A 26104-nucleotide genomic window follows, 5' to 3' on the forward strand; every position below is an offset into this window, starting at 1 on the left:
AACACATTTACCCGAAACAAGAAAAACTCTTTTTACATTATTATGAAAAAGTTATAATATAAACGACCTGTCGTTATGAGCATGTATCATTAGCACGAAGATTTCAACCAAAGGGGAATCGCATATGTACTCTACACTGCGTTATACACTGGAAAGCAATGGCACAACCTACGAGAATGATAGCATTAATGCCTCACTATTGGTGGATTTGATTACCAATCTGGAATTGCAGGAATACGTAGTACTTACACCTTCAGAGCTGGTGGAGGGAAGTATGTATATGCAGGCTGCTGCGCTTGAGGAACCAGGGCAGATGGTGGCGGAGATTCGTTTACAGGAAGGTGAGGACGGTTTCCAGCATTACAGCTACAGCACAGCAGATCCGACTGTGATTATTCAATGGTTTCTGGATTATTGGGGGAAGCAACAGCTGCCACAGCTGGAATCCTGGCAGGATATCACGCATGAGTTTGGCTAATGGTACATGAGTGAGCAGGAATAAGACACGTAGGATATGCTTCGTATGAATTAAAATCCCGCAACCCATGATATCATGGGTTTGCGGGATTTTTGAGTTCACAATTGGATTAGTCGCTAAGGATTTGCAGTTCTTTTGGATAAGACGTCAGAACTTCGACACCCGTTTCGGTCACAATTACATCATCCTCAATACGAACGCCGCCTGCTGCGGTATAAATGCCCGGTTCAATCGTGAATACGGTACCTTCATTCAGGATGTCCATATTCTCTCCATGGAGAGAAGGATACTCATGTACGTCAATACCCAGTCCATGACCTACTCTATGCATAAAACGTTCGCCGTATCCGGCTTCTTCCGTGACTTGGCGTGCTGCACGATCCACTTCGGCGCAGGTGATGCCTGGTTTTACGATTTGGATAGCCGCTTCGTTGGCTGCGAGTACCGTGTTATAGATGGTTTTGAGTTCAGGTGAGATGTCACCAAAGGCGAATGTACGCGTGATATCCGAGGCATATCCGCCAGCATACACACCCATATCAAACATCAACAGGTCACCATGTTGCAGTTTCCGTTCACCCGGTGTACCGTGTGGCAGACCTGTTTTGGGTCCGGTGAGTACCATGGTATCAAAGGAAGGGCCATCGGCACCCAGTTTTTTCATCTGATATTCCATCTCGGCAACAAGTTCAATCTCGGTTACGCCTGTGCGAACATGAGAGAGGCCTTGACGCAATGTTTCTTCGATCAGGTGAATGGCGTGGCGAATGCGGGCTACCTCATCCGGAGTTTTTTTCACACGTAATGTGCGAAGCAACGGGCCTACATCTTCAAAGCTGGCAGCACCAAGAGCGGCAGTAAGCTGCTCATAACGTGCGACTGTCACGTATTCTTTCTCGAGACCAACCCGGCCCAAGCGCCCCTGATAACGATCAAACAAAGCATACGGATTATCCGTATCCGTGTGAGTCACAATGTTGGAGACCGAGGAAGCGGCTGCGGCTGCTTCAGCGTCCAGTGCGGGTACAATCAGCAGGGGCTCTTCGCCGAGTGCGAGAACCAGACCAAGGAAGCGTTCATGCGGATTGCTTGCAAATCCAGTTAAATAGTAGATATGTTTCGGATCTGTGATCAGCATGGCGTCCAATCCTTGCCCGGACAGATCGGCTTCAAGACGAGATAAAGGGTTTTGATTCATAAGTGTAGTTGTCCACCTTTCCATTCATACTATCCTTCTATTATAAAAGATTATGATGGAATTCCAAACTGCGATGATTTCATGTCCTCGGAATCCCTTGCCTTCTTCGTTTAAGCGGCTGGTGTGAAGGGTAATACAGGGCGAAACCGTAATACACATGAATAATAGTGCGACAACTATAGAGAACAATATGTTAACAATACATTGAAGCTTGGCTTATTTATTTTATACAAAAGATCGATATGCGAAGGGAGATGTAATCATGAATAATCGAGGAATCGTTCCACTGTATGCTTCATTATTAAGTGTGGCACTGTTGACCGCGTCATGCTCTTCAGGCGAACCCTCAACGGGAGGAGTAGAGCAGACGTCTCAGGGACAGGGAACAGGTCAGGGACAGACAGCGAATGGAAGCAATACCGGTGCAAGTGGAAATGAGAGTGGAGCGCAGGGAGAGACGGTTATTCCGTATCAGGCTTCCGTTCTGGTTGAAGGATTGAATGCACCATGGGAGATTGTAAGTGTGCCTGATGGTCGGATGTTCGTAACGGAACGCCCTGGTGCGATTCGAGTCATTGAGGATGGAAAACTAGCCCCTGAACCACTGATTGAATTCTCAGCCCCATTTAATGAAGAAGGTGAAGGAGGTTTGTTAGGTCTTGCAGCAGATCCGGACTTTGAGGAGAACGGTTACTTGTATGCATACCACTCTTATCTGCAAGGCGATGACATTGCCAATCGAGTGTTACGTCTCAAGGTGAATGATGCGAAAGCGGTCATAGATCAAGAGTTGCTTGGTAACATTCCAGGCGGAACAAATCATAATGGTGGGCGGATCAAAATTGGCCCGGACAAGTTGCTCTATATCACGACAGGTGAACGTTATGAGCCGGAATTGTCACAGAACAATGATAGCCTTGGAGGTAAAATATTGCGGATAGGTCTCGACGGGTCGATCCCGGCAGACAACCCATGGCCGAATTCACCTGTATACAGTATGGGACACCGTAACGCACAGGGACTGGCCTGGAACCCAGACAACGGTTACCTCTATTCCACGGAGCATGGTCAGCGTAATCATGATGAGATTAACCGGATTGTAGCTGGTGAGAATTATGGCTGGCCCGAGGTGGAGGGAGACGATGATGACAATGGCGCATATCAGGCTCCGCTTGCACATAGTGGGAATGATACATGGGCGCCGTCTGGTGTAGCTTTTGTTGAGGAAGGACCTTGGGCTGGATCACTGATTGCTGCAAATCTGCGTGGAGAGCAGTTGCTGAAGGTTACTCTTTCGGAAGATGGCACACAGGTGGAGAAGGTGGAACCCATCTTCGAAGATGAATGGGGCCGGATTCGTAATGTGAGTGCTGGCGAGGACGGAAAGTTGTACGTGCTTACGAACAATCGGGATGGACGAGGATCGCCACGAGATGGAGATGACAAGCTGATTGTACTAACTCCGGAGAGCTGATTTATTCTAACGAACCTGACATACCTTAAATAGAGGTTTAATGGCGTTTGTAGAATGTAACGAACCTCAGCCACGTTATATCGCCAAAATTCACTCGAAACCTGCGGGAAAATCAACGAAATGAGTAAATAAGAGGTCTGGTGGAACTCTGTCAAAAATCAAACACTTACGTTACGGATTTTCCGGTGAATTGTTTTGCCAAACGGGCAGGGGAAGATATTGTGCGCATGCCGTGGTGTAATATAGCGGTGTGATATAAGATACTGTGTGCATATCGTGCGCAATAGGAGCTGCCATACGGTCAACACCAGTGCAGTGGTAAATACACATGGTTAATTAATCAAAGGAGCTGTCCCCGTCAAATTCATGACTTATGGGACAGCTCCTTGCTTGTAATGTATGTGTCATCCTAATCTTGAATGAGTACAACGCACAATGCCGCACGAAGAGAAACAGCGTTAATAGGATGCTTGTGTCGTTCCAAAACACTCACAAGTCCGCTTTCTATTCTTACTCTGCGCTCTCCGCAAGTGTGGCAATGCGCTGAGCCGGATCATTCGTGTACTCTCCACCGTGATAACAGAGAACCTTATTGAGCTTAAGGTCGGTCAGTTTCTTCAGGCTTCGCAGCGCTTCAGGCATGTCCGGTGTTGCGGGTGGTGCAGGGCCAACCAGCTCATCATCAACTACACGAAGTTCATCGGCAGCGAGCAGGAACTGCTGCTCTCCGAAATACAAGCAGATATGACCTGGGGTATGTCCTGGTGTATGAATGACTTGTGTGCCTCCTTGCAGAGGTAAAAAGTCTCCGTCTGCCAAAGTTCTGCTGATGTTCACTTCCGGCAGCTGCATAAGCAGTTGGTCTGCCAGTGCCAAAACGGGCGCGGGCAGCAGAGCACGACGTTCAGGTGTGAATTTGATCAAAGGTTTCTCACCGGTTAGATATGGAACCTCATCGGCATGTGCCCAGATTTCCAGATCAGGGATGGCATCCAAAAGAGCATCCAAGTTACCGATATGATCGATGTCCTGATGAGTAATAATCACCCGTTTAACGTCCGAGAGTTGTACCCCCTCTTGTTCCAACGCGGATTGAAGTTCGGTAAATTGTCCAATCATGCCTGTATCCACCAAGGTAACGCCATCTTCATCACGAAGCATGACGGGGAATATGGGGCTGTTCCCGGAAGGTGTCGGAATCTGGAGATTTAGCACAGTAATTGAAGTTGTTGGATGGCTCATGGTGATCCGGACCGTAGTCCGGTACACCTCCTTTTCTTTTTTAGCGATGATGTTGTTATTCAGGGCGATTATATTTTAAGTGTTTTCTATATTTTTTGACCGTATGGAGTAATGCTTCAAACGTTTCTTCTTCATTACTGCCATCCTTAACGATGGAGACAAACGAGAAGTTCTCATGAACAAGTTTGTTCCTTGTCTGAAATACCAGACCAAGAGCTTCAGCGAAGTGTTCTTTTTCGGATTCCAGAGCAATGAACTCTTTACTCAGTTCGGCTTGAATGATCTCCATGTTGGAGCGTGCACGGTAGGCAGGAGTTTTCATCAGCTGGGTCGAATTAAACTTTTTCTGATATACGTCTCTGTACAGTTGATGTAACATTTGTTCAATAATGGCGCATAGTTCGATGACGAGTGAAGCATATCTTCGGTTTTTGCGTTTTCGGGTGAGTTCACGTGTTTCTTCTTTGTCCAAAATACCGTATTTTTCATACAGCGTAGAATCAACGTTCTGCAAGATTTCCTGATATTCCTGTTCGAGTAGTGCGATTTCAAGTTTGGCTTGTTTTTTAACTTTTTTAAAATCTTCTTTGGTCAGCATACTTGTCCTCCCATGGAAACCGAGATGTGATCCTATCATTATCTCATATTGTCCGTCGTCGCGCCTCTAATTTCAGAACCTCAGGTTCAGAAGGGAAGTACCTCATGTCCAATCAGACAGCAATTGTAACAGGAGCTAACTCAGGTATGGGGTTGGCAACCACCATTGAACTTGCAAGACAAGGATATCGCGTAATCATGGCATGCCGCAGTGAGAAGCGCGGACAGGAGGCTCTTCAGGAAGCTGTGCGTCAGTCCGGCTCTTCTGCGATTGAATTGATGCTGTGTGACCTAGGTTCACTCGAAAGTATACGCCAGTTTGCCCGCACATTCCGCGAGCGTCATGATCGCCTTGACGTTCTGGTTAATAATGCGGGGGTGGTGATGGTCAAGCGGAAGGAAACCTCAGATGGGTTCGAACAAAGTATCGGTATTAACCATCTGGGACATTTCCTGCTGACTTTACTTTTGATCGAACCTCTGAAAGCTGCGAAGCAGGGACGGGTTGTGAACGTTTCGTCAGGTGCTTACAAGGCCGGCAAAATCCACTTCGAAGATCCACATCTGCACACAGGTTATAATCCGATCAAAAGCTATGCTCAATCCAAATTGGCTAACGTGCTGTTCACTCGTGCACTGGCTCGCAAACTGTCAGGTACGTCTGTCACAGTGAACTGTCTGCACCCTGGTGCGGTGGGAACGAGTATTGGCGTAGATCGCAATACCGGATTTGGCACACGCATTATGGCGTTTGCAGGTAAACTTCCATTCTTTCTGTCCCCTGAAGAAGGGGCACGAACGGCTGTTTATCTGGCTACAAGCCCTGAAGTCGTCGGGATCACCGGGCGTTACTTCTATCAACAGAAAGAGCAGCAGCTGAAGAAACATGCCGTTGATGATGCTTCAGCTGAGCGTTTCTGGACATGGAGCGAAGAACAGGTGGGGCTAAAGCCTGACGAGAAGTTGTGATGCGGATGTGTTTCAGACTTTTGCCTTCACCGCTTGTTGGATCATTTCAATAACAGCTTCAATACGTTGAATGCCTTGATCTCCCTGACCGTATGCACGGACTGAGGCGGATGAGGCATTTTTCTCATTCTCACCAAGCACGAGCGAATAAGGCACTTTTTCCATCTGGGCTTCACGGATTTTGTACCCGAGCTTCTCGCTACGCAGATCTGTTTCTACCCGAATGCCCGCCGCACGGAGTTGGCTCTGTACTTGGAGCGCATAGTCTGCGTAATGATCCGATACAGGCAGCAGCTTCACTTGCACGGGGGCAAGCCAGAGTGGGAACGCTCCTGCATAGTGCTCAGTCAGGATGCCGATGAAACGATCGATGGAGCCGTAGATGGCACGGTGGATCACGACCGGACGGTGTTTCAGGCTATCCTCGCCAATATAAGTGAGGTCGAACTTCTCCGGCATCTGAAAATCAAGCTGGATTGTTCCGCACTGCCAGCTGCGTTTGAGCGCATCGAGGATATGAAAGTCAATTTTCGGTCCATAAAAGGCACCGTCCCCTTCGTTAATGCGATATTCCACGCCACGACGATCCAGTACATTTTGCAATGCGCGTTCCGCCTGATCCCACAGCTCTTCCGATCCCATGGAATCTTCCGGGCGAGTGGACAATTCAATCTTATATTCGAATCCAAAGATATCGTACATACGTCCAATCAGTGAGATCGCTTGATTGATCTCGTCCTCGATCTGCTCTGGCATGACGTAGAGATGGGCATCATCCTGACAGAATGTCCGCACACGCATCATGCCGTTCAGGGCACCTGAGAATTCATGACGGTGAACCTGACCAAATTCCATCATGCGAATCGGTAATTCGCGATAGGAATGGAGTGTATTTTTGAAGATCAGCATGTGGCCAGGACAGTTCATCGGTTTCAGTGCAAAAGTGGCATCGTCCACTTCGGAGAAATACATGTTGTCCTTGTAATGCTCCCAGTGGCCGGATTGCTCCCACAGTCGGTTGTTCATCATGAGAGGCGTCCGAACTTCCTGATAACCTTCTTGTAATTGCAACTCACGGGAGAATTGCTCCAGTTCAGTGCGAACAGTCATGCCTTTAGGCAGATAGAAGGGCATGCCAGGAGCTTCTTCGGAGAACATGAACAGTTCAAGCTCTTTGCCAAGTTTACGGTGATCCCGTTTCTTCGCTTCTTCGAGCATGTGCAGGTGTTCATCCAGTTGGGCTTTGTTCGGGAAAGCAGTGCCGTAGATACGTTGCAGCATCTTATTATCCGAGTTGCCACGCCAGTATGCACCGGCCACATTCAGCAGCTTGAACGCTTTGATCCGGCCAGTGGATGGAAGATGGGGACCGCGACACAGATCGAAGAACTCTCCTTGATCATAGATCGAAAGTTCGGCGTCCTCTGGCAAATCCTGAATGAGTTCAAGCTTGTAGGGGTCCTGGATTTCTCCGAAGATACGGAGGGCTTCCTGCCGGTTAACGACCCGGCGACTAATCTTATGATTCTCCTGAATGATTTTGTTCATTTCCCGCTCGATGGCAGCCAAATCACTGATGGACAAGGCATGCTCCAGATCAACATCGTAATAGAATCCATCTTCAATGACTGGGCCGATACCCAGTTTCACTTGTTCAGCACCGTAGATGCGTTTGAGTGCCTGTGCGAGCACATGTGCTGCGCTGTGACGATAACGATACAGACCTTCCGGGCTGTCCAAAGTAACGATAACAAGTTGGCAATCTTGCTTGAGCACCCCATCGAGATCAACATTCTGACCATCTACAATACCGCCAATGGCCTGTTTTCCCAGGCTTGTGCTGATAGATGAGGCAACCGCGCCTACAGTGATGCCTGCTTCGTAAGAACGTACCGCGCCACCTTGCAGACGGACCTCAATGGAATGACTGGATGGTTGAAGATCATTTGCTTGGTAGTTTATTTCGTTACCTGATTTGTTGTTTACTGAGTTACTGTTTTCTTGTTTGCTCATGTGAACCACTCTCCATTTCATCAAATGAAAGCGCAAAAAACACCCGTCCCGGAAAAGGGACGAGTGCGCTTGGCTCGTGGTTCCACCCTAATTTGGTTATGGTGCACTCTGCTCTCGGCCAGCCGCCGTGAACAGGAAACATCATAACCCTCATTGGAATCCGTTATCGGGGATCAGGCGGTGAACTCTACTGGCAACAAGCCGAACATAGAAGGAGGTCCGAAATGCTGAGGTTCGAGGTCACGGCTGCAGAGGGGTAATTCCGGTCCGTTCGCTGAAGAAGGTTTCACCAATCCCCTCTCTCTCTGGGCAGCACGCAAACGAAATCTTGTCTCTGGTCATCGCCAAATATGTTAGATCAACTCATCAGATGATCCTGAAATGTGTTGTATTCAATATCAATATATTGGAACAGGTGTTATTGAGTGTCGATTATATAGACTGAAAATGGAAAGGTCAAGCGGAACATTTTAATTCGTTTCGGACGGCCCATCCCATATTAAGCGAATGATCGTTCCTTCACCAGGGGTGGACTGTACCTCAATATGCCCTTTCATCGCTTCAATCAACCCTTTGGTTACGGCCATACCCAGCCCTGATCCAACGTCCGATGTACCTGTATCTGTACCGCGATAGTATCGTTCAAATAACTTCCATACCGTCTCGGGGTCCATGCCTCGTCCATTATCGGCAAACTGAATGCTGAATGCATCTGCATGTTCACCAGAATGCACACTGACAACGAGGATGGACTCGGGTGGATTATGAAGAAGGGCATTGGCGGTCAGATTATCCACAATTCGTTCAAACGACGGAATATGGACAAGTCCATACACAGGCACTTCGGAAGGTTGGAATAGGATGCGACCTTCTCCATATGCCGGATTCCGTTCTGCGCGCTGGATCAGATCACGGAGCAACGTATTTACGTCAGTCTCTTCCACCACAGGTTGATATCCTCCACTGCGTAATCGATAGGTCATGGCAAGGTCGTTGACAAGCCTGTCCATGTACATGGATTTATCGAGCATGATGCCTGCGAATTCCCTGACTTCCTCCGCGGTCCAGCTATACTTATCCGCCTCAAGCATATGAGCATATCCCTGAATGGAGGAGAGGGGTGTCTTCAGGTCATGTGTTATGCCAGCAATCCACTCCTCCCGCAGAGAATCGGTCTGTTTCCGAAGTTCTTCATCTTGCTTCAATGTGTGAGACAGGGCCTGCATGGAGCGAAGCACTTCAGCATACACGTTGTATTTTCGCTTCCACTTTCCGTTACGACGCTGACTGCGAGGCACTCCAAAGGCTCCGGTAGGTTCCTCGTAATGTCCTCGTTCCAGACGTTGTAACCATTGGAGCATATGCAGCATGGGTGAACCGAAGCGGTTGGCATACCAGAAGGCAAGCAAAATGAGCAGAATGATTATGGATACGATCAATATGACCAATGCCGGTTCCAAGATAAAATTGTAGGGGTTTTGATTTCCGGTCGCCAATGGATTACTAGGTATGCTAATCAGCCAGGTAGTTTCATTCTGTTCGTCGTACCACGTTGCAACAGACATACCTGATCGACTCGGATAGCGAACTTGCAGAACGAGTTCCTGAATGGTGTATTCGCTAGGTACGCCCATGGCCGGTTTGTTATAGGAGGAGAGTTCGCTTCCTGACGCGTCCAATACTTGAAGATAAGCATTGGCGGCACGAAGGGCCTCCTGTTGGTTGGGCTGAAGATCAAGTTTTCCGTTGGTGAAAGCAAGGTCTGAACGAATGTTATTCATTAAGGACTTAGCCGGGTTAATCTCGCCATATAACAAGGTGAATTCCTTCCCATTTTTCTCCCGGATCAGCATCACAATCTGATAAGGGAACGGCTTCTGGCTTTCCCAGTATGCAATCAATTCCCCTGGTTTATAGTGAGTGGGGACATCAGCGGGTGTGTGATATTCATCAATGGCGTAACCTTGTTCATCCAGAACCTGGAGCCAGCCGTTATTTTTATCCACTTGTTTCAGCAATTCGGGGTCATATCGGATCGTATTATCTGGCAGAATCTCTGCTGTATTAATCAATTGATCCAGACCGTTAAGTGCAAAATCATCCACCAAGTTCACTTCATTTACCCTTTGAACGACCCAGTAAGTGGCTACAGACCCAAGCAGGATGATAAGAACGACTGCACCGGCAAGCATCCCGATAAACCGGGTCATTAACCTGCGACGAATACTCATGGGCGTGACACATGTTCCGGCTGAATCAGTTTGTAACCCAGACCCCGGACGTTGACGAGAAACACCGGATTGGAAGGATCGGCTTCAATGCGCTCCCGAATGCGGTGAATATGAACCATCACGGTATTGTCATCACTAATGGCTTCAGAGCCCCAGACCCGTTCATATAGATCTGATTTGGTGAAGATTCGATTGGGATGTTTGCAGAAAAAGAGCAGTAGTTGAAACACAAGTGCCGGACAGGATACGGACTCTCCTTCAACCCGAAGCTCACCAGCCCACTCCAGTACCTGAAATCGTCCAAAGTCGTACACGCCTTCCGATGTGCTGGGAGATGACGTATTTACGTTAGATGGGACGTGATCCGAGATCGCTGCGGTTTTAGATGGTAAATAACGCTTCAGTAATGATTTAATTCGAGCAACGACTTCCAGCGGATTAAAGGGTTTGGCAACATAATCGTCACCACCAACGGCGAATCCGGTTAATTTGTCATAATCGGTTGTTTTGGCCGTCAGAAACAGGATGGGCGCATCGGTGACCTGTCGTAGAAAAGGACAGATTTCCAGTCCGCTTTTGCCAGGAAGCATGATGTCGAGCACGATGCAATGATACGTCTTGTTGTTGCATGCCTCAATGGCAGCTTCACCTGTTGTAACGGTATCAATATCGAGAAACTGCTCTTTGAGCAGAACGGTTTTGAGCATATGCAGAATCGCCTGTTCATCATCCACAAGCAGTAATGAGACGTTATCCATAGTTTAAAAATGACCTCCTGATTCTTCTGTTGTGTGTATTGCTAATCATACCATCCAAGAAGGCTGTATAGCGTATGAGCTATCTTAACGGAATCTTAATTATACAACCTCAAAAGGCGTTACAAGTTTAACTACATGTAAGATGGGGTTAGACGAAGGATAAGACTCATTCTGTACACTTAACTGGAAAGTATAATGAATTAGCAGAAGGGATGTTGAAAATGAAGAGGGAAGGTCATCTGAAATCAGAGCAACATACACATTCGAAATTACAGAATAGAAAAGGCTGGAAGGTGCTTGCAATTACCCTTGGAGCTTGCGTGATATTGTCTGCTTGTGGCAACAGCAATTCCATTACTTCCGACCAGGCAGAGCAGCAGTCGGCCGAACAGGCGTCCAATAATGAAGCAAGCGAGAAATCCAATCAGGAACAGAATTCCACTTCAGAAGGTACTGCAATGGTTACACCCGACAATTTTGTTGATACCCTGATGAAGGGTTCCATTGAAGATATTTACCGTCAGTTGAGTCCTCAAATGAAGGAAGCGATCACACTTGAAAAGCTTAAAACGTCTGCTGACGAGTTCCTGGAGGGAGTAACTTCCCTGGATCAAGTATTCGCAGCTGAGATGAACAATCTGACCGAGTTCGCCTGGAAGGATCAAACAGGGACAAAAGGGATTCGAGCCTATTTTACCGAGGCCAATCAGATTGATGGTCTGTTGATCCAGCCGCTGGAAACGCATGAGGATACAGATCAAAAGTTCACCAAAACCGAATTCCATTTCCCTTTAAAGGGTGAATGGTATGTGTTCTGGGGAGGCAACGATGTGATGTCGAACTATCATTATGAGCATGAAACACAGCGCTACGCGTTGGATATCATTCGGTCAAAAGAAGGTTTCAGTTATAACGGGGATGCCAAGGTAAACGCAAGCTACCATGCTTTTGGTGAACCACTCTATGCTGCTGCGGATGGAACCGTCGTTGAAATCAAGAACGATATTCCGGACAATGTACCCGGTGAGATGAATCCGGAAGAGCCGACGGGTAACTATGTAATAATTGACCATAGCAAAGGTGAATACAGCATCACAGCACATATCAAGAAAGGCAGTGTTTCGGTCAAAAAAGGAGATAAACTCAAGCAGGGGGACCTCATCGGTGAGCTGGGCAATTCGGGTAACTCCAGTGAGGCTCATCTGCATTTCCAAGTATCGGATGGCCCGGATCTGTTCACATCTCGCTCGATGAACATTCGCTGGGCAGACCAGAGTCAGCAGTTCACTCGTGGCAACACAATTCAGGGACTTCCAGAGTAATTCTATATATAAGTTAAAGCATTGAATTTACACTTAACTACTACGCGGACAGAACCATCTTCCGATCGCTGTTATCCCCAGATTTTATTGATTCCCTCTGTCAGCATGTTAGGGATGACGAAAACTTCTCTTCTCCGTTATAATATCCTCTATGATAATAGAACGATCTGAAATGATGGAGGAATAGCGATGAAACTGGAAGATGTGCAGATTGAATATGCGCGCCTGGAGGACTTGCCAAGGATTGTGGAAATTTATAATTCTACCATTGAGGGCCGTATGGCAACAGCGGATTTGGAACCGGTGACAGTGGAGAAACGTGTTCCGTGGTTCGAAGAGCATTCACCGGATCATCGTCCGCTTTGGGTGATGAAGCAGGCAGGGAATGTGGTAGCTTGGGCAAGTCTCAGCTCGTTCTATGGACGACCTGCGTATAATGGAACGGTGGAAGTTAGTGTATACGTGGATCAGCAATGTCGCGGAATTGGGGCCGGTGGACGTCTGCTCGAAACCGTATTTGCGGCGTGTCCTGCACTGGGCATTACGACCATTCTTGGATTTGTCTTTGGGCATAATGAACCGAGTCTGGGATTATTGCGCAAGCATGGTTTTGAACAGTGGGGATATTATCCCGAAGTGGCCGTGTTGGATGGTATGAATAGAGATCTGGCGATTTTGGGAAAAAAAATATAAGTGTCGTTCTTATTCGTAGAAAAGAACATTGAAAACCTCCAACCTAATTAATAGGATTGGAGGTTTTTTGTCGTTCAACTATATTCTTCGCTATGTGAAAGTGTAGGTTGTGCTTACACGCCAAGCTGCTGTTTGATCTCTTGAATCTGTCCCAGATGACGCTCCTCATGATAACTTGTAAAGTCAATCCATTGGGTTAGATCCATCTCACCAAATACGGGATGAGGAAAGGACTTGCTGCGCAGCAGGTCAGGATCATGATCCAATGCAAAGTTATTTAACGCTTTATGAGATTCGTCCAGATCATTGCGTACGTCTGCAAGTGCTTCAGGCGCTGCTGGAGGCTGAAGATGGGGTGGTGCCTCGACGGAGCGGCTGCGGTCCAACGATAATTCATATGTTTTTTTGTCCACAGACACCGTCTGTTCCTTCTCGAGGGCCAGACGGGCTTGTTTTCCAATGACATTTTCCATCAGATTCAGATGTCGTAGTACTTGCATAATACTCCACTGTTCGGGTGAAGGTTTTCGGTTCAATTGTTCTTCTTCGAGTCCCGAGACAGCTTCCCAGATTTGGTTGCGTATATCGTCATTACGAGTAAACATTGTGCAATCCTCTCCTTATATACGGGTTCTATGATGCGGGTAGTCTGTGTATGTTCATTACCCCAAATGTGGATGCTTATTCTATAAGCATAGGGGATGGAAAAAGTGAATGCGAATCCAGGCGAGATTAGCCTTGTTAGATGTATTATGTACCCAATAAAAAAAGCCGTTCTCTCTGAACGGTTCATTTCAATCCATACCAAGTCCAAAAAAAGATTGACGGGCAGACCTCGGGAAACTATAATCGGTACAAGTAACTTGATATGTAAGGAGTCCTGACATGATATGTTAGTAATCGACGAGGTTTATCACCACACAGCATTGCAAATATCATCGTCCGATTTATTGTACCTTATCGAACGGATGAAGGTCAAAAAAGAAAATGAGATTCAAACGCTCAAGCAGAAGATCGAACAGTTCGAACAGAAGCGTCGAGCGGAAGAGGTTGCTTATCAATCGTTGTCGCCCGTACGCAAATGGTTTGCGGGACGCCCCGCATCCCATCATCAAGCGGTGGAATATATGGTTCAGGTGAAGGAACGTTTTCGCAAGATGGAACAGATCCGCAGACGCATACGTGAATTGGATCAGATCGCAGAACGAATTAAACATCCGGACAGCATTGAGCGGGACGAGATTGAGCTTGCGCCCGATACAATCCGTGAGCTCAGACAGCTTAGTGAAACGGAGGATGTACAAACATGACTTTGGAGACGTTAAGCACCGGGATTGATACGGTCTGGGTCGTACTGAGTGCAGCGATGATTTTATTGATGGAGGGTGGATTCGCCCTGCTCGAGGCTGGCTTTGTGCGTTATAAAAATAGTGTGAACATTATTATGAAGGTTTTTGCTGACATTACGATTGGGACGTTACTGTTCTATGCGATCGGTTTTGGACTGATGTATGGTTCGGACGTAGGTGGTTTTGCGGGAGTAACGGGATTTTTCCTGAATGGGGATTTGTCTCATCTGGACGTGCCGGTATCTCTGGAGACATTCTGGTTGTTCCAGGCGGCCTTTACCATTGCTGTTATTTCCATCGTTTCAGGAGCGGTAGCCGAGCGGATCAACTTCCGTGCCTACCTGTTGTATATCATATTGATGACGGCGATCATCTATCCAATTGGTGGACACTGGGCATGGGGCGGCGGCTGGCTTAGTCAGCTGGGGATGCAGGACTTTGCCGGTTCGGCTGTCATCCATGCGCTCGGCGGATTCTCGGCACTGGCGGCTGCGATTATCATTGGTCCGCGTAAAGGGAAGTACACACCACTTGGCGTAAGTGCCATTGCACTTCCGAGCAATCTGCCACTGGCATCTGTGGGTGCATTTCTGTTATGGTTCGGCTGGTTTGGCTTCAATGCGGGTAGTACACTCAGCGCCACGGATGTAAGAATTGGTCACATTGCGATTGTTACGATGTTATCCGCGGCCTCAGGTGGTGCAGCTACGTTGCTGTACACGTTATTCCGCTTCAATCGTTCTGATGCACCCTCGGTCATTAACGGTTCGCTTGCAGGACTGGTCGGAATTACAGCAGGCTGTGCTTTTGTTGGCGATGTAGCAGCGATATTCATTGGGGCAGTCTCCGGCTTATTGATGATGGCAGCCACCAACTGGCTGGACCATCGGCAGATTGATGATCCAGTTGGTGCTTTCCCGGTGCATGCCGTATCAGGAATGTGGGGCACGATTGCCGTAGGTCTGTTTGCCACGGATGGTGGATTATTCATGGGCGGCGGCTGGAGGTTGCTGGGGGTTCAGGCACTTGGCCTTACAGCACTGGTCATCTGGGGATTCGCCATGACCTGGATCGGGTTAAAGTTGATTAGCAAAATTGTGCCTGTACGTTCGACAGAAGAAGAGGAAGATCTGGGTCTGGATATCAGCTATCATGGTGTGATGGCAGCCCATCAGGCCCATGAATTCCTGGACGGTGAGGAGCATATGCGTGCTTACCAGGAAAAGTCTTCTGATCCAAATCGTTAAATGGAATATAGGATAAGGAAGTAGACTGACAAGCAAAGTCAGTCTCTTTTTTTGCTAGAAGCAGGGAAAGACGACTGGGCGGAAGAATATACAGGTGTGAACCTGAATATGTCTCAGCATAGGTGTATTGTCAAAAGGGGAGGATCTATATGATTAAGCCAGAACAATGTGAACGTCTGACCAGAAAAGCCCGTAAAACACTTGAGGAATATGGTTTGGGAGTTGCTGCCGATCTGCTGTTGTCCTCAAGCCGCTGGGGAATTCGCCTCGATGTATCCACACTGGACGAATATCGCAGGACAGGAAACTCACGTGTAGGTGGACATCCGGATTTGCCGAGTGGCATGGAGTGGCCCGTAACACAAGAAGGAGTTCCGATGACTTTCCTGGCCCAGTTGAACCTGGTGGATCTGTCGCCGTATACGCCGAATGATGGGCGCGGGACTTTGCCTGAACGCGGAATGTTATACTTTTTCGTTGGCACGGATGAATCTGCTAGTCCCATTGAACATCGTGTGATTTTTGAGCCGAGTTCTCATAACCTGATAAGGCGAGAGTCAGAAGGTGATACTGCGCTGGATGGAGCACCGTTTGTTGCACATTCGGTGACCGTGCTGCCTAATCTTGAGTTTCCTACATATGCATATATTGACGCCAACGCGCTGAATGAGCTATCGCCGCAGAGGCTCGAGAACGATGAGGCCGAAGCGGAAGTGAGTTTGTATGACCGTTACCTTGAATTCGAGTCGAGTTGGAATCATCCAAGTACGCTGAATTGGGGGGGGATGTTTGGATATCCTGACGGGCAGCATCCGGATGCCGAGCATCGTGCCTTGTTACAGATCGCACTGGGAGAAGAGTACGATTATAATGAGCAGGCGTGTGAGAAGAAGCTGACCAAGTATTACGGCGGAGATGAGGATCGGACATGGCAGGAACTATCCGATACGCTGCTGCTGCTGAAGATAGATACACATGATGCTATTGGTTTCCAATGGTGGGATTGCGGGGAACTGCAATTTTTCATTCGCAAGTCTGACTTGGAGGCTGAACGATTCGAGCAAACGTATTGTTCGTTATACTCAAGTTGAGCAAAGATTTGAAAACAAATAGGCAACAAAATGTCCTGAATCCCGTCTATATGAAGGAGGAAGGACTTTTTTTGTTCGTAGATTGTTATATAAATTGAACTAAAGAATATTTACACTGTACACTCCGATGACAGAACAACCTTTTGATCGCTGTTATCCCCAGATTTTTTTGATTCCTTTTATAAAGGGAATCCAGCGATAGCGTATGCTTCCGATGTAGCTTTCTTGTAGAAAGCTTGTAGGCGAACGCTCCGCTTCTTCAGGTCCTTTCTGTCCTCTCCGTTTTGTGTAAATGTTTTGTTCAATTTATATAGATTTGGGGTATATATTAAGGAGGGATATGTTGGTTGGTAACCGATCATATGTTCTGTATAATGGGATAAAAAGGAAGTGTGTCTGTTGATTCAATCTGCGTTCAAACATATTGACGTGGCTGTAACATCGTTAATTGATATATGTGATCAGCTGTCGGAAGAAGACTTGGCTTTGACTCCAATTGAAGGTAAACGGCCTGTTGGAGAGTTACTAGCTCATCTGTCTGTGATCTGCCGAGCGGATGTTTATATTTCCGAAGGTGCCTCGGAGGAAGAGATGGCTCAATTCTATGTAGAGAATCAGGTGCATTCGCTCGGTGAGATCAAGCAGGCTTTGATTGATAACCAGATGTATCTATACCAACGTTACAGGCAGTTTAACACGGAAGAGTTATTACATGTGACGGATTCGTACTGGGGAGCCTCCTATAGTCGGCTGGAGTGGTTACTTGAGATTATGGGGCATGTATATCATCACAGAGGACAATTGTATACGATGCTGACCCTGACGGGTAAAGAACCTGAATCAGTTCTTTTTAAATAGAAAGGTATTATTCTCTACGAGACATAAGGTAATGATAGAAACGGATAGAATACATATAAGCATGTTACGGGGAACATTATGGGTTAACATGGGGATAGACCAACGAAATTACACGTAAATGTAGTTAGTCAGGAAACAGGAAGTCGTGCATAGTTAGGTAAGCACAAGGTAGTAGGGAAAACGGGAATAACACGTTCCGTTCGTCCTCTAAAATACACAGAATCCAGATTTTAATGTATAATATGTTGTCTTATCTAGTGTAAAAGGAGGATGAAATGGAAGGTAAATACAGTAACTCGGATGCAGATACGGATATAAACGCACTGCAACCCAAAACTGGTGTCAGACCGGAACGGCCTGGTATCTCCGGATTAGGTGGATGGCTTATTTTAATCCAGATCAGTCTTTGGCTTGCCCTGGTGTTTCTCATCTCGGATGTATCGCAGGTGAATGTCATCATGGACCCTGCCAGATGGGAAGTCGGCCGTGGTGTCGATCCTCAGATCTACACGGAGATGGTTCGTCCACTTCTGTGGTTTGGCTTCATAAGCAGTATCATTCTATTGATGATCGTTATTGTGAGTCTCATTCTTTTATATAAACGGAAGAGACAGTTTCCACGTGTGATGATGGTGATGTACGGGATGAATGTGATCATAAGCATCGTGACCTGGATTCTGATTGCGCGAAATGAAATCCCAAGAGAACAGCATGTGCTTGATGCAACTTCGGCTTTTCATCTGATCGTACGATCCATTCTGGTGTGTAGTATCTTCATTCCGTATTTCCTGAGGTCGGTACGTGTGAAGAATACGTTCGTGAAGTAAAAAGGATGGATTGGAAAAGTGATACGTAAGGCCCGTAGGTATACAAGAGATCATCCTGTATGCTAACGGGCCTTACGTGTGTTGAATCTATGAAAAGAATAATCATTTCGATGATGATTTTGTCCGCAGTGAGGCGGGAATTCGGCGTATCATCTGGTTTAATACCTCGGACAGCACAAGGCCTACGGCAATAGCGCCGGATAACATGAGTGCCTTGGCGGCCATCTCCATAGCGGCACTGTAGTCATTTTGCACAAAACTTCGCATCGCATTATACGCCAGTCCACCAGGAACCAGAGGAATGATGCCTGCAACGCTGAAGATGATGACGGGTGCGCGAAACATGCGAGAGAATACCTGGCTGATGACACCTACGGCTATGGTCGCTGCAAGTGTAGCAGGCACCGCATCCGCTGCATATTCAAGCACGATGTAGATGATCCAGCCGATCATGCCGACAAATCCACCGTGGAGCAGCATGCGCCGTGGTGCGTTGAAGATGATCCCAAACGCGGCTGAAGCGACAAAACTGGTTAAGGCTTGTTCAATAAAATGGAGCATATCCTGCATTCCTCCGTCTTACATAAAAAGTGAAAATACAACTGCAATGCCGGTACCTATGGCAAAAGCAGTCAGAAATGCCTCGGCTCCCTTGGATAATCCGGAGACGAGATGTCCGGCCATTAGATCGCGTACAGCATTGGTAATCAGTAGCCCCGGAACCAGCGGCATAACCGAACCAATAATGATTTTGTCCCGTTCATGACCTACTCCCATATAGATCAGGAGAAAAGCGAGTAAGCCAATGACAAAGGATGCCGTAAGCTCGGCAAAGAATTTGACCCGTACCAACCGGTGAAAGGCAATAACGGCTGCATAACCTATGCCCCCGCAGATTAGCGCCGGAAGAAAGTCGCTCCAGCCTCCGCCAAACATAATGGTAAAACAACCACTGGATAACGCTGCGGCCGTAAGCTGCACAGCCGTTGAATAGGAGGAGGGCTTGCCTTCGATCTGCACCAACAGTTCATGGGCTTCCTGAGCGGATAGCTCACCTTGTCCGATGCGGCGGGAGACCGCATTCACCTCGGATACCTTGTCCAGATCCGTCGTACGCTCGGAGATACGAATCAGCTTGGCGGGTTCGGTTGCATCGACAGAAAAGAAGATGCCTGTAGGCACAACGTAACTGTGTGAATGGGGTAAACCGAGCGCAGCGGCCATACGTTTCATCGTATCTTCCACACGGTAGGTTTCACCACCGCTTTGCAGCATGATTTTGCCTGCGAGCAGACAGATGGCAATCACGCGGGATTGTTCAGTAGGGTTGCTGTCAATCATACCCGTCTCGACTTGTGATACGGGTGATGAATCATGACGTATGTATTCCAACCGGATCAAGCTCCGTTTCATAAGTGATATGGGGTGGTGCGACACCATTGTATCATATTTCACACGCTCGCAAGGAATCATACCGCACCATCGCCAAGACCATAAAAAAGCTTCGTTCCCAAGATTTGAAGATCTCAGGAGCGAAGCTTCGTGGAACAGGTTCGGATATAAAAGGATCAACAGGAACAATACCCCTACATCAACAGGGTGATAACCAACAATTCATACAGCACAAGCGGCAAAATCGTGGGTCCAAACAAGGCACGCGGTTCAGGGTATCCATGCATCGGGGTAACCTGGAGATACAAAATCCCCCGGTCTGCACTGATGATGACACCTTCCCACACTTGCCCATCGATATTCTGGACTTGTACCTTCTTGCCTACATGCTGCCGGGCTGTATGATGAAGCATATTCCGCACACTTTGTACGGATTGAAGCATCGGTTGATTGGCTTGATACACGACACGTGTGGATGGCGTGGATGTGGATTCAGACATGATGCACAACCCTTCCTCAAAATAAGTTCTTACTTCAAGGTATGCATCTGCCTATAAAAGGTGATTACACAAACGCCGTCTCAAGGCTCCCACATCCATTTTCATAAGCGACTTTGCCCAATGCTCCATTCACAAAGATAAGCTGGGGCGGAACATGGCCGAGATCCACATCGTACAGTACAGGGACATCCAGATCCCCAAGTGCAGAGGATAGAGCATCAGAGAAATTGAAATCGGCTGTATCGGAATAACCCGCAGGTCGGCCAAACATGAAGCCTTGCACACCTGCAAACCAGCCAGCCTGTTTCATCTGCCACAGATGACGGTAGATATCCCCCGCATTCATCTCACAACTTTCCAGATACCAGATGGTACCTTCGACTGCACAGTATTGCTCCAGATAGGATGCAACAGGTGCATACGGCGTGCCAATCAGACTGGAGATCGTATCCATGCAGCCGCCGATCAGCCGACCGGAGAACACCACATCTGTGTCTGCATCTTCCGAGTGGTCGAGCTGTTTCCAGCGCGAAGGTGTATCCAGGTTAAATCCAGGAGATTCCGGTTTCCATGCCGATTGATAATGTGTGGAAGACGATTGTGTGATCTGTCCGCCGTATTCGGTCTGTAGAACATCAATCCAGCGCGCAGTCACCGGATCGAGGGCGTTTGATCTTAGATCAACATAATTGGTGCCATGTGCTGATGCTGTTCCGGTGATCAGGGTGTATGCGAACAGGAACGTGCTGATATCCGAATATCCCATGACCCATTTGGGCGGCAATGTTCTCAAAGCTTCCCAATCCAGCAGTGGCAGGATATCCATGAGAAACTCCCCGCCCCATGGAGGGATAATGGCTTGAATAGTTGGATTGCGGAAAAATTCATTCATCTCTTCGGCGCGTTCTTCTTTGGAGGCACTAACACATTTGGTATTGTGGCGGAGCGACGGGCTTTCCATCACGCCAAAACCAAGGCGCACCATGTTGCGTTTGCTCTCCTCAAGGTAATGGTGCAGGGATTCGCCTACACCGCTGGAGGGTGCTGCCACACCGATCATGTCCCCTTGCGCGAGTGGTTGCGGATAACGGATGGAACGATTATTCATTGCGGAAACACCCTTTCCTGTAAACATATCAATTTAATGTAGTTGTTTAATATTTTCATTATAGTGCATGAATACGTCGTGTGGCTTGCAATTATGGCTGTTACATTTTCTTTAGGGAGTCACAGGAATTTCAATAGAGAACGGTGCACGAATTTGATCAGGGTAAGAGAATATTTCCATTGTCAGATCTCCTTTGGCTGCGGCTCCATTTTTAATGACAACTCTTGCTTCAAAGACGGAAGGGCTCCAGCTTACTTCATTAATGTCGAAGGGGTTTCCTTTACTGTCCTCAATATTGGTAAATGATAGCCCTGATGTAGCATTTTGAGCATCTGCAATTGAAAACTCGAGGATCAGATTTTTGCCCTGGACCGTGCTTTGCAGCAATTTCAAACTCGATGGGCCGCCTTGTATTTCACCTGAAGAGGGATCGATACTGATAACCAGTTCCTCCTTATCCACTGCTGAAAGGCCAGATCCTTGCAAAGTCAGTTTTTTCGGAGTGGAAAAGTACATGCTTTCGAAAAAGACGGAATTTCCAGAGCCTCCGATGGAAGATGAATCGGTTCTCCATGCTCGGCCTTGCTCATCTACCAAGTGCAGATCACGAATGCCAAAGATTTTTTTGGTGTTGTTCCGATCATATTCGATATCAAGTACAAGACGAGTGGGATACAGAACGGCCTGTTTCACATGAATATACTGCCCGTCCACGGTCATAGTTTGGTTTACTGGAATGATTTTTTTCATGCCTTTTGTTAAGCTGTGGTCTACGGGGAAGGTGATTTTCCACTTATTATTCGTTTTCTTACCTCGTTCCTTAAATATAATGGTCAGCTCTTGTGGCGGTAAAGATTCTGTGAATGAGACATCGATTTTATCCTCATAAATGCCATTTTCTGAAGCAGGTCTAGGTGAAAAATAACTAAATGCAACAGGAAGATCTTTACCGTTCTCATCCAGCAAATCGATATCATAGTTGAATTTCTCGGGATCTTTCATGCCTTTCATCGTGTAAAAAATAACCATGCGTGACTCGTCTGTGATAATTCCATCAACGGTCAAGGAAGTACCCTCATGCTCGTCGGTGACGCCGACCTTCTGCAAGAGGGACTGATCAATCGCCATCATTAATCCTTTGTCCTGGCGAATCATGCTAACAATGCCTTCCATGCCAGGCAATTGCTCCACGAAGGACGCAAAAGCGGGAGAGACACGGATACATCCCGTAAACAGCAGGATGAGGGCAGCTGCCGAGATGGAACTCATATACCAGCGCAGCCGGGACTTTCGCTTACGGGCAGCTTGGCGAATTCCCGCTTGCACAGCCTGAGAGGCAGCATCCGGTATAGGCATGGTTTCGTATTCCATCTTGCGAGCATTCAGACGTTCTTCCAATGCGTCAAATGATTGTTGTTCATCCGTCATGAGGATGCATCTCCTTTCGTTTCAAGTTGATTCCGGAGTTGTCCGAGTGCCCGATGTAATCGGGATTTTACGGTTCCGATCGGGATGTCGAGAATATCGGCAACTTCAGTTAAAGAGAAACCTTCGAAATAACTCAGAATAATAATCTGTTTGCAATCTCGGTCAAGGGTGGAGACGGCGGCGTCAAGATCGGGGTCCGCAGGACGATCCCAACTGCTGGATTCATGAATCTTGGTGACGGGACTGAACCGATTTTTGCGTTTGCGTTCGTCTGCACAGTAGTTGAGCAGAATGCGGATGAGCCAAGTGCCAAAGTAAGATGGCTCTTTTAATTTTTTGAGTTTACGGAATGCCCGGAAGGTTGATTCCTGAATGGCCTCCAGTGCATCACCTTCGTTCTGCAGGTAGGCATAGGCGATACGGTACAGTCGGCTCTGATGCAATTCCATTAAGGCCGCAAAAGCCTCGGCATCCCCTTTTTGTGCGGCGATAGTGAGCTGATTAGGGGTCACATGGCTCCTCCTTTCATGGATATGTTGAGTATTAGACCGTGTAAGGCGTCAAACGGTTCTTGTTTTCTGAAAAAAATATGATGTATTCCGATTTCTATAGAAGTTGGACTACATATGTATCCGAGAACGTAGAGGACAACACAAATAACCGGCAGACCTTCTCTTTGTACTCCAAAAAGAGTCCTGACGGTTATTCGCGGTATTGCTCACGTTATCTAATCATTGTTGCTACTGCGCTGCAACGGCTGCTTGCAAGCACGATGCTGTAGACGTGTTACCACGTTCAAGTGAAATATCCAGTGCAGTCTGGCCCACTGAGTTCAGCGCGTTTGGATCAGCTCCATGCTGAAGTAACATCTCGATAAGTTCGATCTGATCCGTATGGAATGCTGCCGAGTGCAACGCATATTGTCCATCGCTGTCCAGAATACTCGTGGATGCCCCATGTTCGAGTAAAAGTTGGATAACTTCTGGCGAACGTTCTCCCGCAAGCGCGGCATGTAGTGCAGTATTGGACGGAATAAAGGAAATCTTGGAATGAGAAAGGGCGTTAGCATCCGCTCCATGCTCCAGAAGAAGACGAACTGCTCCTGCTTGTCCATAATGAGATGCATATCCCAGCGGAGTTAACCCATCCTGATTTTCAGTATTGGTGAGTTCCGGATGAGAAGCGAGCAATAATAGCAGGTTGGCCACATCCCCAGCCTGTGCAGCCTGAAATAGTTGATTCATCTGTTCAGCATGATTCATAAAGGAATACCTCCATCTGATGAGATAATGTAATTATAGATGTTACCCTTCAGAGGTTCTTCTTCATAATCACCTTTTTGCCCGCAGCTGGGAAGGAGAGCTATGGAAGCGTCTAGTGAATAATGAACTGAACGAACCGAGGCTTTCGAAGCCCACATCATAACAGATATTGGTGACAGACCTGTCCGATTCTAGCAAAAGCCGCTTCGCAGCCAATAGTCTGCATTCAGTCAGATAACGATGGGGTGAAGTGCCAAACAACTTTTTATAATTGCGTAGAAAATGATTCACGGATAGTTGTGCAGCCGATGCTGTCTGTTCTAGCGTTAACGGCTGATCATAGTAGGCGGAGATATACTCATGCCCGATATACACTCTTCGATACAACTCTTCTCGGGTTGAACGTCTGATCATATCCAGTTCGTTGATCTCTTGCTGAACGTTACGGTGTAGATCCAGCATGTGAACAGCAAGCTGATGAAGCTGCTCCGCTATTGCCCAGGAATCCAGCATGTCTTGACTGTAGAAATTATGCAACTGATTCAGGGCTGCGCCAAGCCGATTATTCATCGCGTATGTACGTTCTACCCACTCCATCTTGCTTGAGGGTGAATAACGATACGGCTCATCAAGTAGCCGAAGATCACTGGTAATCAGATTCCGACCGATCTCTTCCACATAACCGGGAGGGAAGAAGATACAGAAGGATTCAACTGGCGTAGATGAATCAATGTGAAGACCATATTCCTGGCCCTCATTCAGAAGCAGATAGTTCTCATTAGTGACTGCGAAGTGACCGCGTCCCGCTTCATAGAGCGTTTTTCCGTTACGGAATGTTTTCAGTGATAGCGAGCCGCTGCCTTTCCAATCGAATTGGGAACTCGATTCATGCAGAATGAAGGGTACAGGTCGAGGAAGAGGAATCTCCAACACTTGCAAGCACCTCCAAGATTAATTCTGGTTGTATAACTTCTTCACAGCTTCCAGCCCAGGCACGGCAAAGCAGGCGAGTGGAGAAGGCAGATCATTCAATGGGAACCAGCCGATCTCACCAATGGCTCCGCCTTCTTCCAGATTACGAGCATGGCCGCCAATCACCTTGGTGGAATAGAGCACGGATATCCAATGTTCCTTCTGTTGTGGCTGGATCGTCTCCGCTGTGCAGAGCAGACTGTCAATGGCAATATCCAGATCCACTTCTTCCTTGATTTCACGGATAACGGCGGTTTCCAGTGTTTCGTAGGGATCGACTATCCCTCCGGGAATACTCCAGGTATGCTGCTCGGGCTGACGATTCCGCCAGGCGAGAAGCACTTCGCCCCGTTCATTGAGGATGACCGCACCTACGCCGATGCGAGGTGAAATTTCAGATTCACCTTTTGGATCTGAACTTAATTCCGACAGGGACAGCGCAGCTTGTTCGTTCCCATTACGCTGTGAGAAACCACCCGCTACCCTTTCCCCAGATTCAGGAGTACGAGTAGATTGGAATGACAATGGAAGCCCAGACTGTGCCGACCATTCCTCGGCAAGGATACTCATCGAGATCAGGTCGTAATGCATGCCATCCCGCAAAACTGCTGAACGCTGGCGCCCCTCTTCCCGGAATCCAGCTTTTAGGTACGCACGTCTAGCCGCTTCATTGTATTCGATGACTTCCAGCGCAATCCGGTTCAGATTCAATTCGTGGAAGCCATACCGAAGAATCAGGGCGAGGGCATCGCTGCCATATCCTTTACCCCGATCATTTTCTTCACCGATGCCAATCGCCAGACGGGCGGAGCGATTGTTCCATTCAATCCGGTAGAGGGCTGTGAATCCAATAAATCGGTTACCCTCCAGTGTACGTAATGCAAATTCAAAGCCGTTGTCTCGACGGACAGAGGAGGAACCTGTCTCATCCGGCGTTAATGGAACAGCAATATCGGTATCCAGGTTGCGCAAATATTCGTAATCGTCCGTGAAGCGGGAGAGACGCATGCAATCTTCCGGGCATGGGGCCGCGAGTCTGACTTTGGAACCTTGAAAAGCATTTAAATGACGTGGAGCCATGTTGCACCTCTTTTG

26 protein-coding genes are annotated in these 26104 nt (G+C 47.5%); 10 read left to right on the plus strand and 16 right to left on the minus strand.

Annotation, left to right across the window (positions count from 1 at the left end; all coding sequences use genetic code 11):
- The first annotated feature begins 124 nt into the window (after window positions 1-124).
- On the plus strand, window positions 125-478 hold the full coding sequence (locus tag MHB85_RS07340; protein WP_341072700.1) for a hypothetical protein: 354 nt from the start codon (window positions 125-127) through the stop codon (window positions 476-478).
- A 109-nt stretch (window positions 479-587) separates the two neighbouring features.
- Here the strand turns inward: MHB85_RS07340 and MHB85_RS07345 are convergent, their stop codons facing one another.
- Window positions 588-1676, minus strand: a complete 1089-nt coding sequence (locus MHB85_RS07345) for a M24 family metallopeptidase (RefSeq protein ID WP_341072701.1) — start codon at window positions 1674-1676, stop codon at window positions 588-590.
- A gap of 262 nt (window positions 1677-1938) precedes the next feature.
- Between MHB85_RS07345 and MHB85_RS07350 the strand changes: the two genes are divergently transcribed.
- Window positions 1939-3150 (plus strand): PQQ-dependent sugar dehydrogenase, encoded by a 1212-nt coding sequence (locus tag MHB85_RS07350; protein ID WP_341072702.1) that lies wholly within the window; start codon window positions 1939-1941, stop codon window positions 3148-3150.
- A gap of 510 nt (window positions 3151-3660) precedes the next feature.
- Here the strand turns inward: MHB85_RS07350 and MHB85_RS07355 are convergent.
- Complete coding sequence (locus tag MHB85_RS07355; protein ID WP_341072704.1) at window positions 3661-4392, minus strand: MBL fold metallo-hydrolase; 732 nt, start codon at window positions 4390-4392, stop codon at window positions 3661-3663.
- 55 nt (window positions 4393-4447) lie between these two features.
- Window positions 4448-4990, minus strand: a complete 543-nt coding sequence (locus MHB85_RS07360; RefSeq protein WP_105597750.1) for a hypothetical protein — start codon at window positions 4988-4990, stop codon at window positions 4448-4450.
- Between the two features lie 104 nt (window positions 4991-5094).
- On the opposite strand from MHB85_RS07360, the gene MHB85_RS07365 reads away from it, so the two are divergent.
- Window positions 5095-5958, plus strand: a complete 864-nt coding sequence (locus MHB85_RS07365) for an SDR family oxidoreductase (RefSeq protein WP_149846416.1) — start codon at window positions 5095-5097, stop codon at window positions 5956-5958.
- 12 nt (window positions 5959-5970) lie between these two features.
- Here MHB85_RS07365 and thrS read toward each other — a convergent pair whose 3' ends face one another.
- The 3 genes from thrS to MHB85_RS07380 form a co-directional block, all read right to left on the minus strand.
- Window positions 5971-7971 (minus strand): threonine--tRNA ligase, encoded by a 2001-nt coding sequence (gene thrS / locus MHB85_RS07370; RefSeq protein ID WP_341072705.1) that lies wholly within the window; start codon window positions 7969-7971, stop codon window positions 5971-5973.
- Window positions 7972-8441: 470 nt separating this feature from the next.
- On the minus strand, window positions 8442-10202 hold the full coding sequence (locus MHB85_RS07375; RefSeq protein WP_341072706.1) for a sensor histidine kinase: 1761 nt from the start codon (window positions 10200-10202) through the stop codon (window positions 8442-8444).
- On the minus strand, window positions 10199-10960 hold the full coding sequence (locus tag MHB85_RS07380) for a response regulator transcription factor (protein WP_091015214.1): 762 nt from the start codon (window positions 10958-10960) through the stop codon (window positions 10199-10201). The genes MHB85_RS07375 and MHB85_RS07380 overlap by 4 nt, the downstream gene beginning before the upstream one ends.
- A 221-nt stretch (window positions 10961-11181) precedes the next feature.
- Here MHB85_RS07380 and MHB85_RS07385 point away from each other — a divergent pair, with 221 nt between their 5' ends.
- Together MHB85_RS07385 and MHB85_RS07390 are read left to right on the plus strand one after the other, a co-directional pair.
- Window positions 11182-12282, plus strand: coding sequence for a M23 family metallopeptidase (locus tag MHB85_RS07385; RefSeq protein ID WP_341072708.1), 1101 nt, complete (start codon window positions 11182-11184; stop codon window positions 12280-12282).
- A gap of 189 nt (window positions 12283-12471) precedes the next feature.
- Window positions 12472-12975: a GNAT family N-acetyltransferase gene (locus MHB85_RS07390; protein WP_149846418.1), complete on the plus strand. Its 504-nt coding sequence runs from the start codon at window positions 12472-12474 to the stop codon at window positions 12973-12975.
- Window positions 12976-13088: 113 nt separating this feature from the next.
- Here the strand turns inward: MHB85_RS07390 and MHB85_RS07395 are convergent, their stop codons facing one another.
- On the minus strand, window positions 13089-13580 hold the full coding sequence (locus MHB85_RS07395) for a DinB family protein (protein ID WP_341072709.1): 492 nt from the start codon (window positions 13578-13580) through the stop codon (window positions 13089-13091).
- 285 nt (window positions 13581-13865) lie between these two features.
- Between MHB85_RS07395 and MHB85_RS07400 the strand changes: the two genes are divergently transcribed.
- The 5 genes from MHB85_RS07400 to MHB85_RS07420 all read left to right on the plus strand — a co-directional run bounded on the left by MHB85_RS07400 (window position 13866) and on the right by MHB85_RS07420 (window position 18347).
- On the plus strand, window positions 13866-14285 hold the full coding sequence (locus MHB85_RS07400) for a hypothetical protein (protein ID WP_341072710.1): 420 nt from the start codon (window positions 13866-13868) through the stop codon (window positions 14283-14285).
- Window positions 14282-15571: an ammonium transporter gene (locus MHB85_RS07405; protein WP_341072712.1), complete on the plus strand. Its 1290-nt coding sequence runs from the start codon at window positions 14282-14284 to the stop codon at window positions 15569-15571. Before MHB85_RS07400 ends, MHB85_RS07405 begins: the two co-directional genes overlap by 4 nt.
- 149 nt (window positions 15572-15720) lie before the next feature.
- A complete protein-coding gene (locus MHB85_RS07410) occupies window positions 15721-16662 on the plus strand; it encodes a YwqG family protein (RefSeq protein WP_105597757.1) in 942 nt (313 codons plus the stop codon).
- A 390-nt stretch (window positions 16663-17052) separates the two neighbouring features.
- The gene (locus tag MHB85_RS07415; RefSeq protein ID WP_223199881.1) at window positions 17053-17520 is read left to right on the plus strand and encodes a DinB family protein; all 468 of its coding nucleotides are present in this window, start codon (window positions 17053-17055) and stop codon (window positions 17518-17520) included.
- Between the two features lie 275 nt (window positions 17521-17795).
- Window positions 17796-18347 (plus strand): DUF2569 family protein, encoded by a 552-nt coding sequence (locus MHB85_RS07420; RefSeq protein WP_192134358.1) that lies wholly within the window; start codon window positions 17796-17798, stop codon window positions 18345-18347.
- Window positions 18348-18449: 102 nt separating this feature from the next.
- Here the strand turns inward: MHB85_RS07420 and MHB85_RS07425 are convergent, their stop codons facing one another.
- The 9 genes from MHB85_RS07425 to MHB85_RS07465 form a co-directional block, all read right to left on the minus strand.
- Entirely contained in the window at window positions 18450-18908 is a 459-nt protein-coding gene (locus tag MHB85_RS07425; RefSeq protein WP_047842069.1) for a threonine/serine exporter family protein, read from the minus strand.
- A gap of 18 nt (window positions 18909-18926) precedes the next feature.
- Complete coding sequence (locus tag MHB85_RS07430) at window positions 18927-19688, minus strand: threonine/serine exporter family protein (protein WP_091016159.1); 762 nt, start codon at window positions 19686-19688, stop codon at window positions 18927-18929.
- 245 nt (window positions 19689-19933) lie between these two features.
- Entirely contained in the window at window positions 19934-20239 is a 306-nt protein-coding gene (locus MHB85_RS07435) for a hypothetical protein (RefSeq protein ID WP_047842070.1), read from the minus strand.
- Window positions 20240-20303: 64 nt separating this feature from the next.
- Entirely contained in the window at window positions 20304-21347 is a 1044-nt protein-coding gene (locus tag MHB85_RS07440; RefSeq protein WP_192134360.1) for a S66 family peptidase, read from the minus strand.
- 111 nt (window positions 21348-21458) lie between these two features.
- Window positions 21459-22775: a DUF4179 domain-containing protein gene (locus MHB85_RS07445; RefSeq protein ID WP_341072713.1), complete on the minus strand. Its 1317-nt coding sequence runs from the start codon at window positions 22773-22775 to the stop codon at window positions 21459-21461.
- Window positions 22772-23287 carry a sigma-70 family RNA polymerase sigma factor gene (locus tag MHB85_RS07450; protein ID WP_341072714.1) on the minus strand — a complete coding sequence of 172 codons (516 nt, stop codon included), beginning with the start codon at window positions 23285-23287 and terminating at the stop codon, window positions 22772-22774. The genes MHB85_RS07445 and MHB85_RS07450 overlap by 4 nt, the downstream gene beginning before the upstream one ends.
- Before the next feature lie 228 nt (window positions 23288-23515).
- A complete protein-coding gene (locus tag MHB85_RS07455; protein WP_341072716.1) occupies window positions 23516-24037 on the minus strand; it encodes an ankyrin repeat domain-containing protein in 522 nt (173 codons plus the stop codon).
- Window positions 24038-24106: 69 nt separating this feature from the next.
- Complete coding sequence (locus MHB85_RS07460) at window positions 24107-24970, minus strand: helix-turn-helix transcriptional regulator (protein ID WP_341072717.1); 864 nt, start codon at window positions 24968-24970, stop codon at window positions 24107-24109.
- Window positions 24971-24988: 18 nt separating this feature from the next.
- Complete coding sequence (locus MHB85_RS07465) at window positions 24989-26089, minus strand: GNAT family N-acetyltransferase (protein ID WP_341072720.1); 1101 nt, start codon at window positions 26087-26089, stop codon at window positions 24989-24991.
- Between the last annotated feature and the right edge of the window lie 15 nt (window positions 26090-26104).

Origin of the sequence: Paenibacillus sp. FSL K6-4396 (genome assembly GCF_038002525.1) — a bacterium.
GTDB lineage: Bacteria > Bacillota > Bacilli > Paenibacillales > Paenibacillaceae > Paenibacillus > Paenibacillus amylolyticus_B.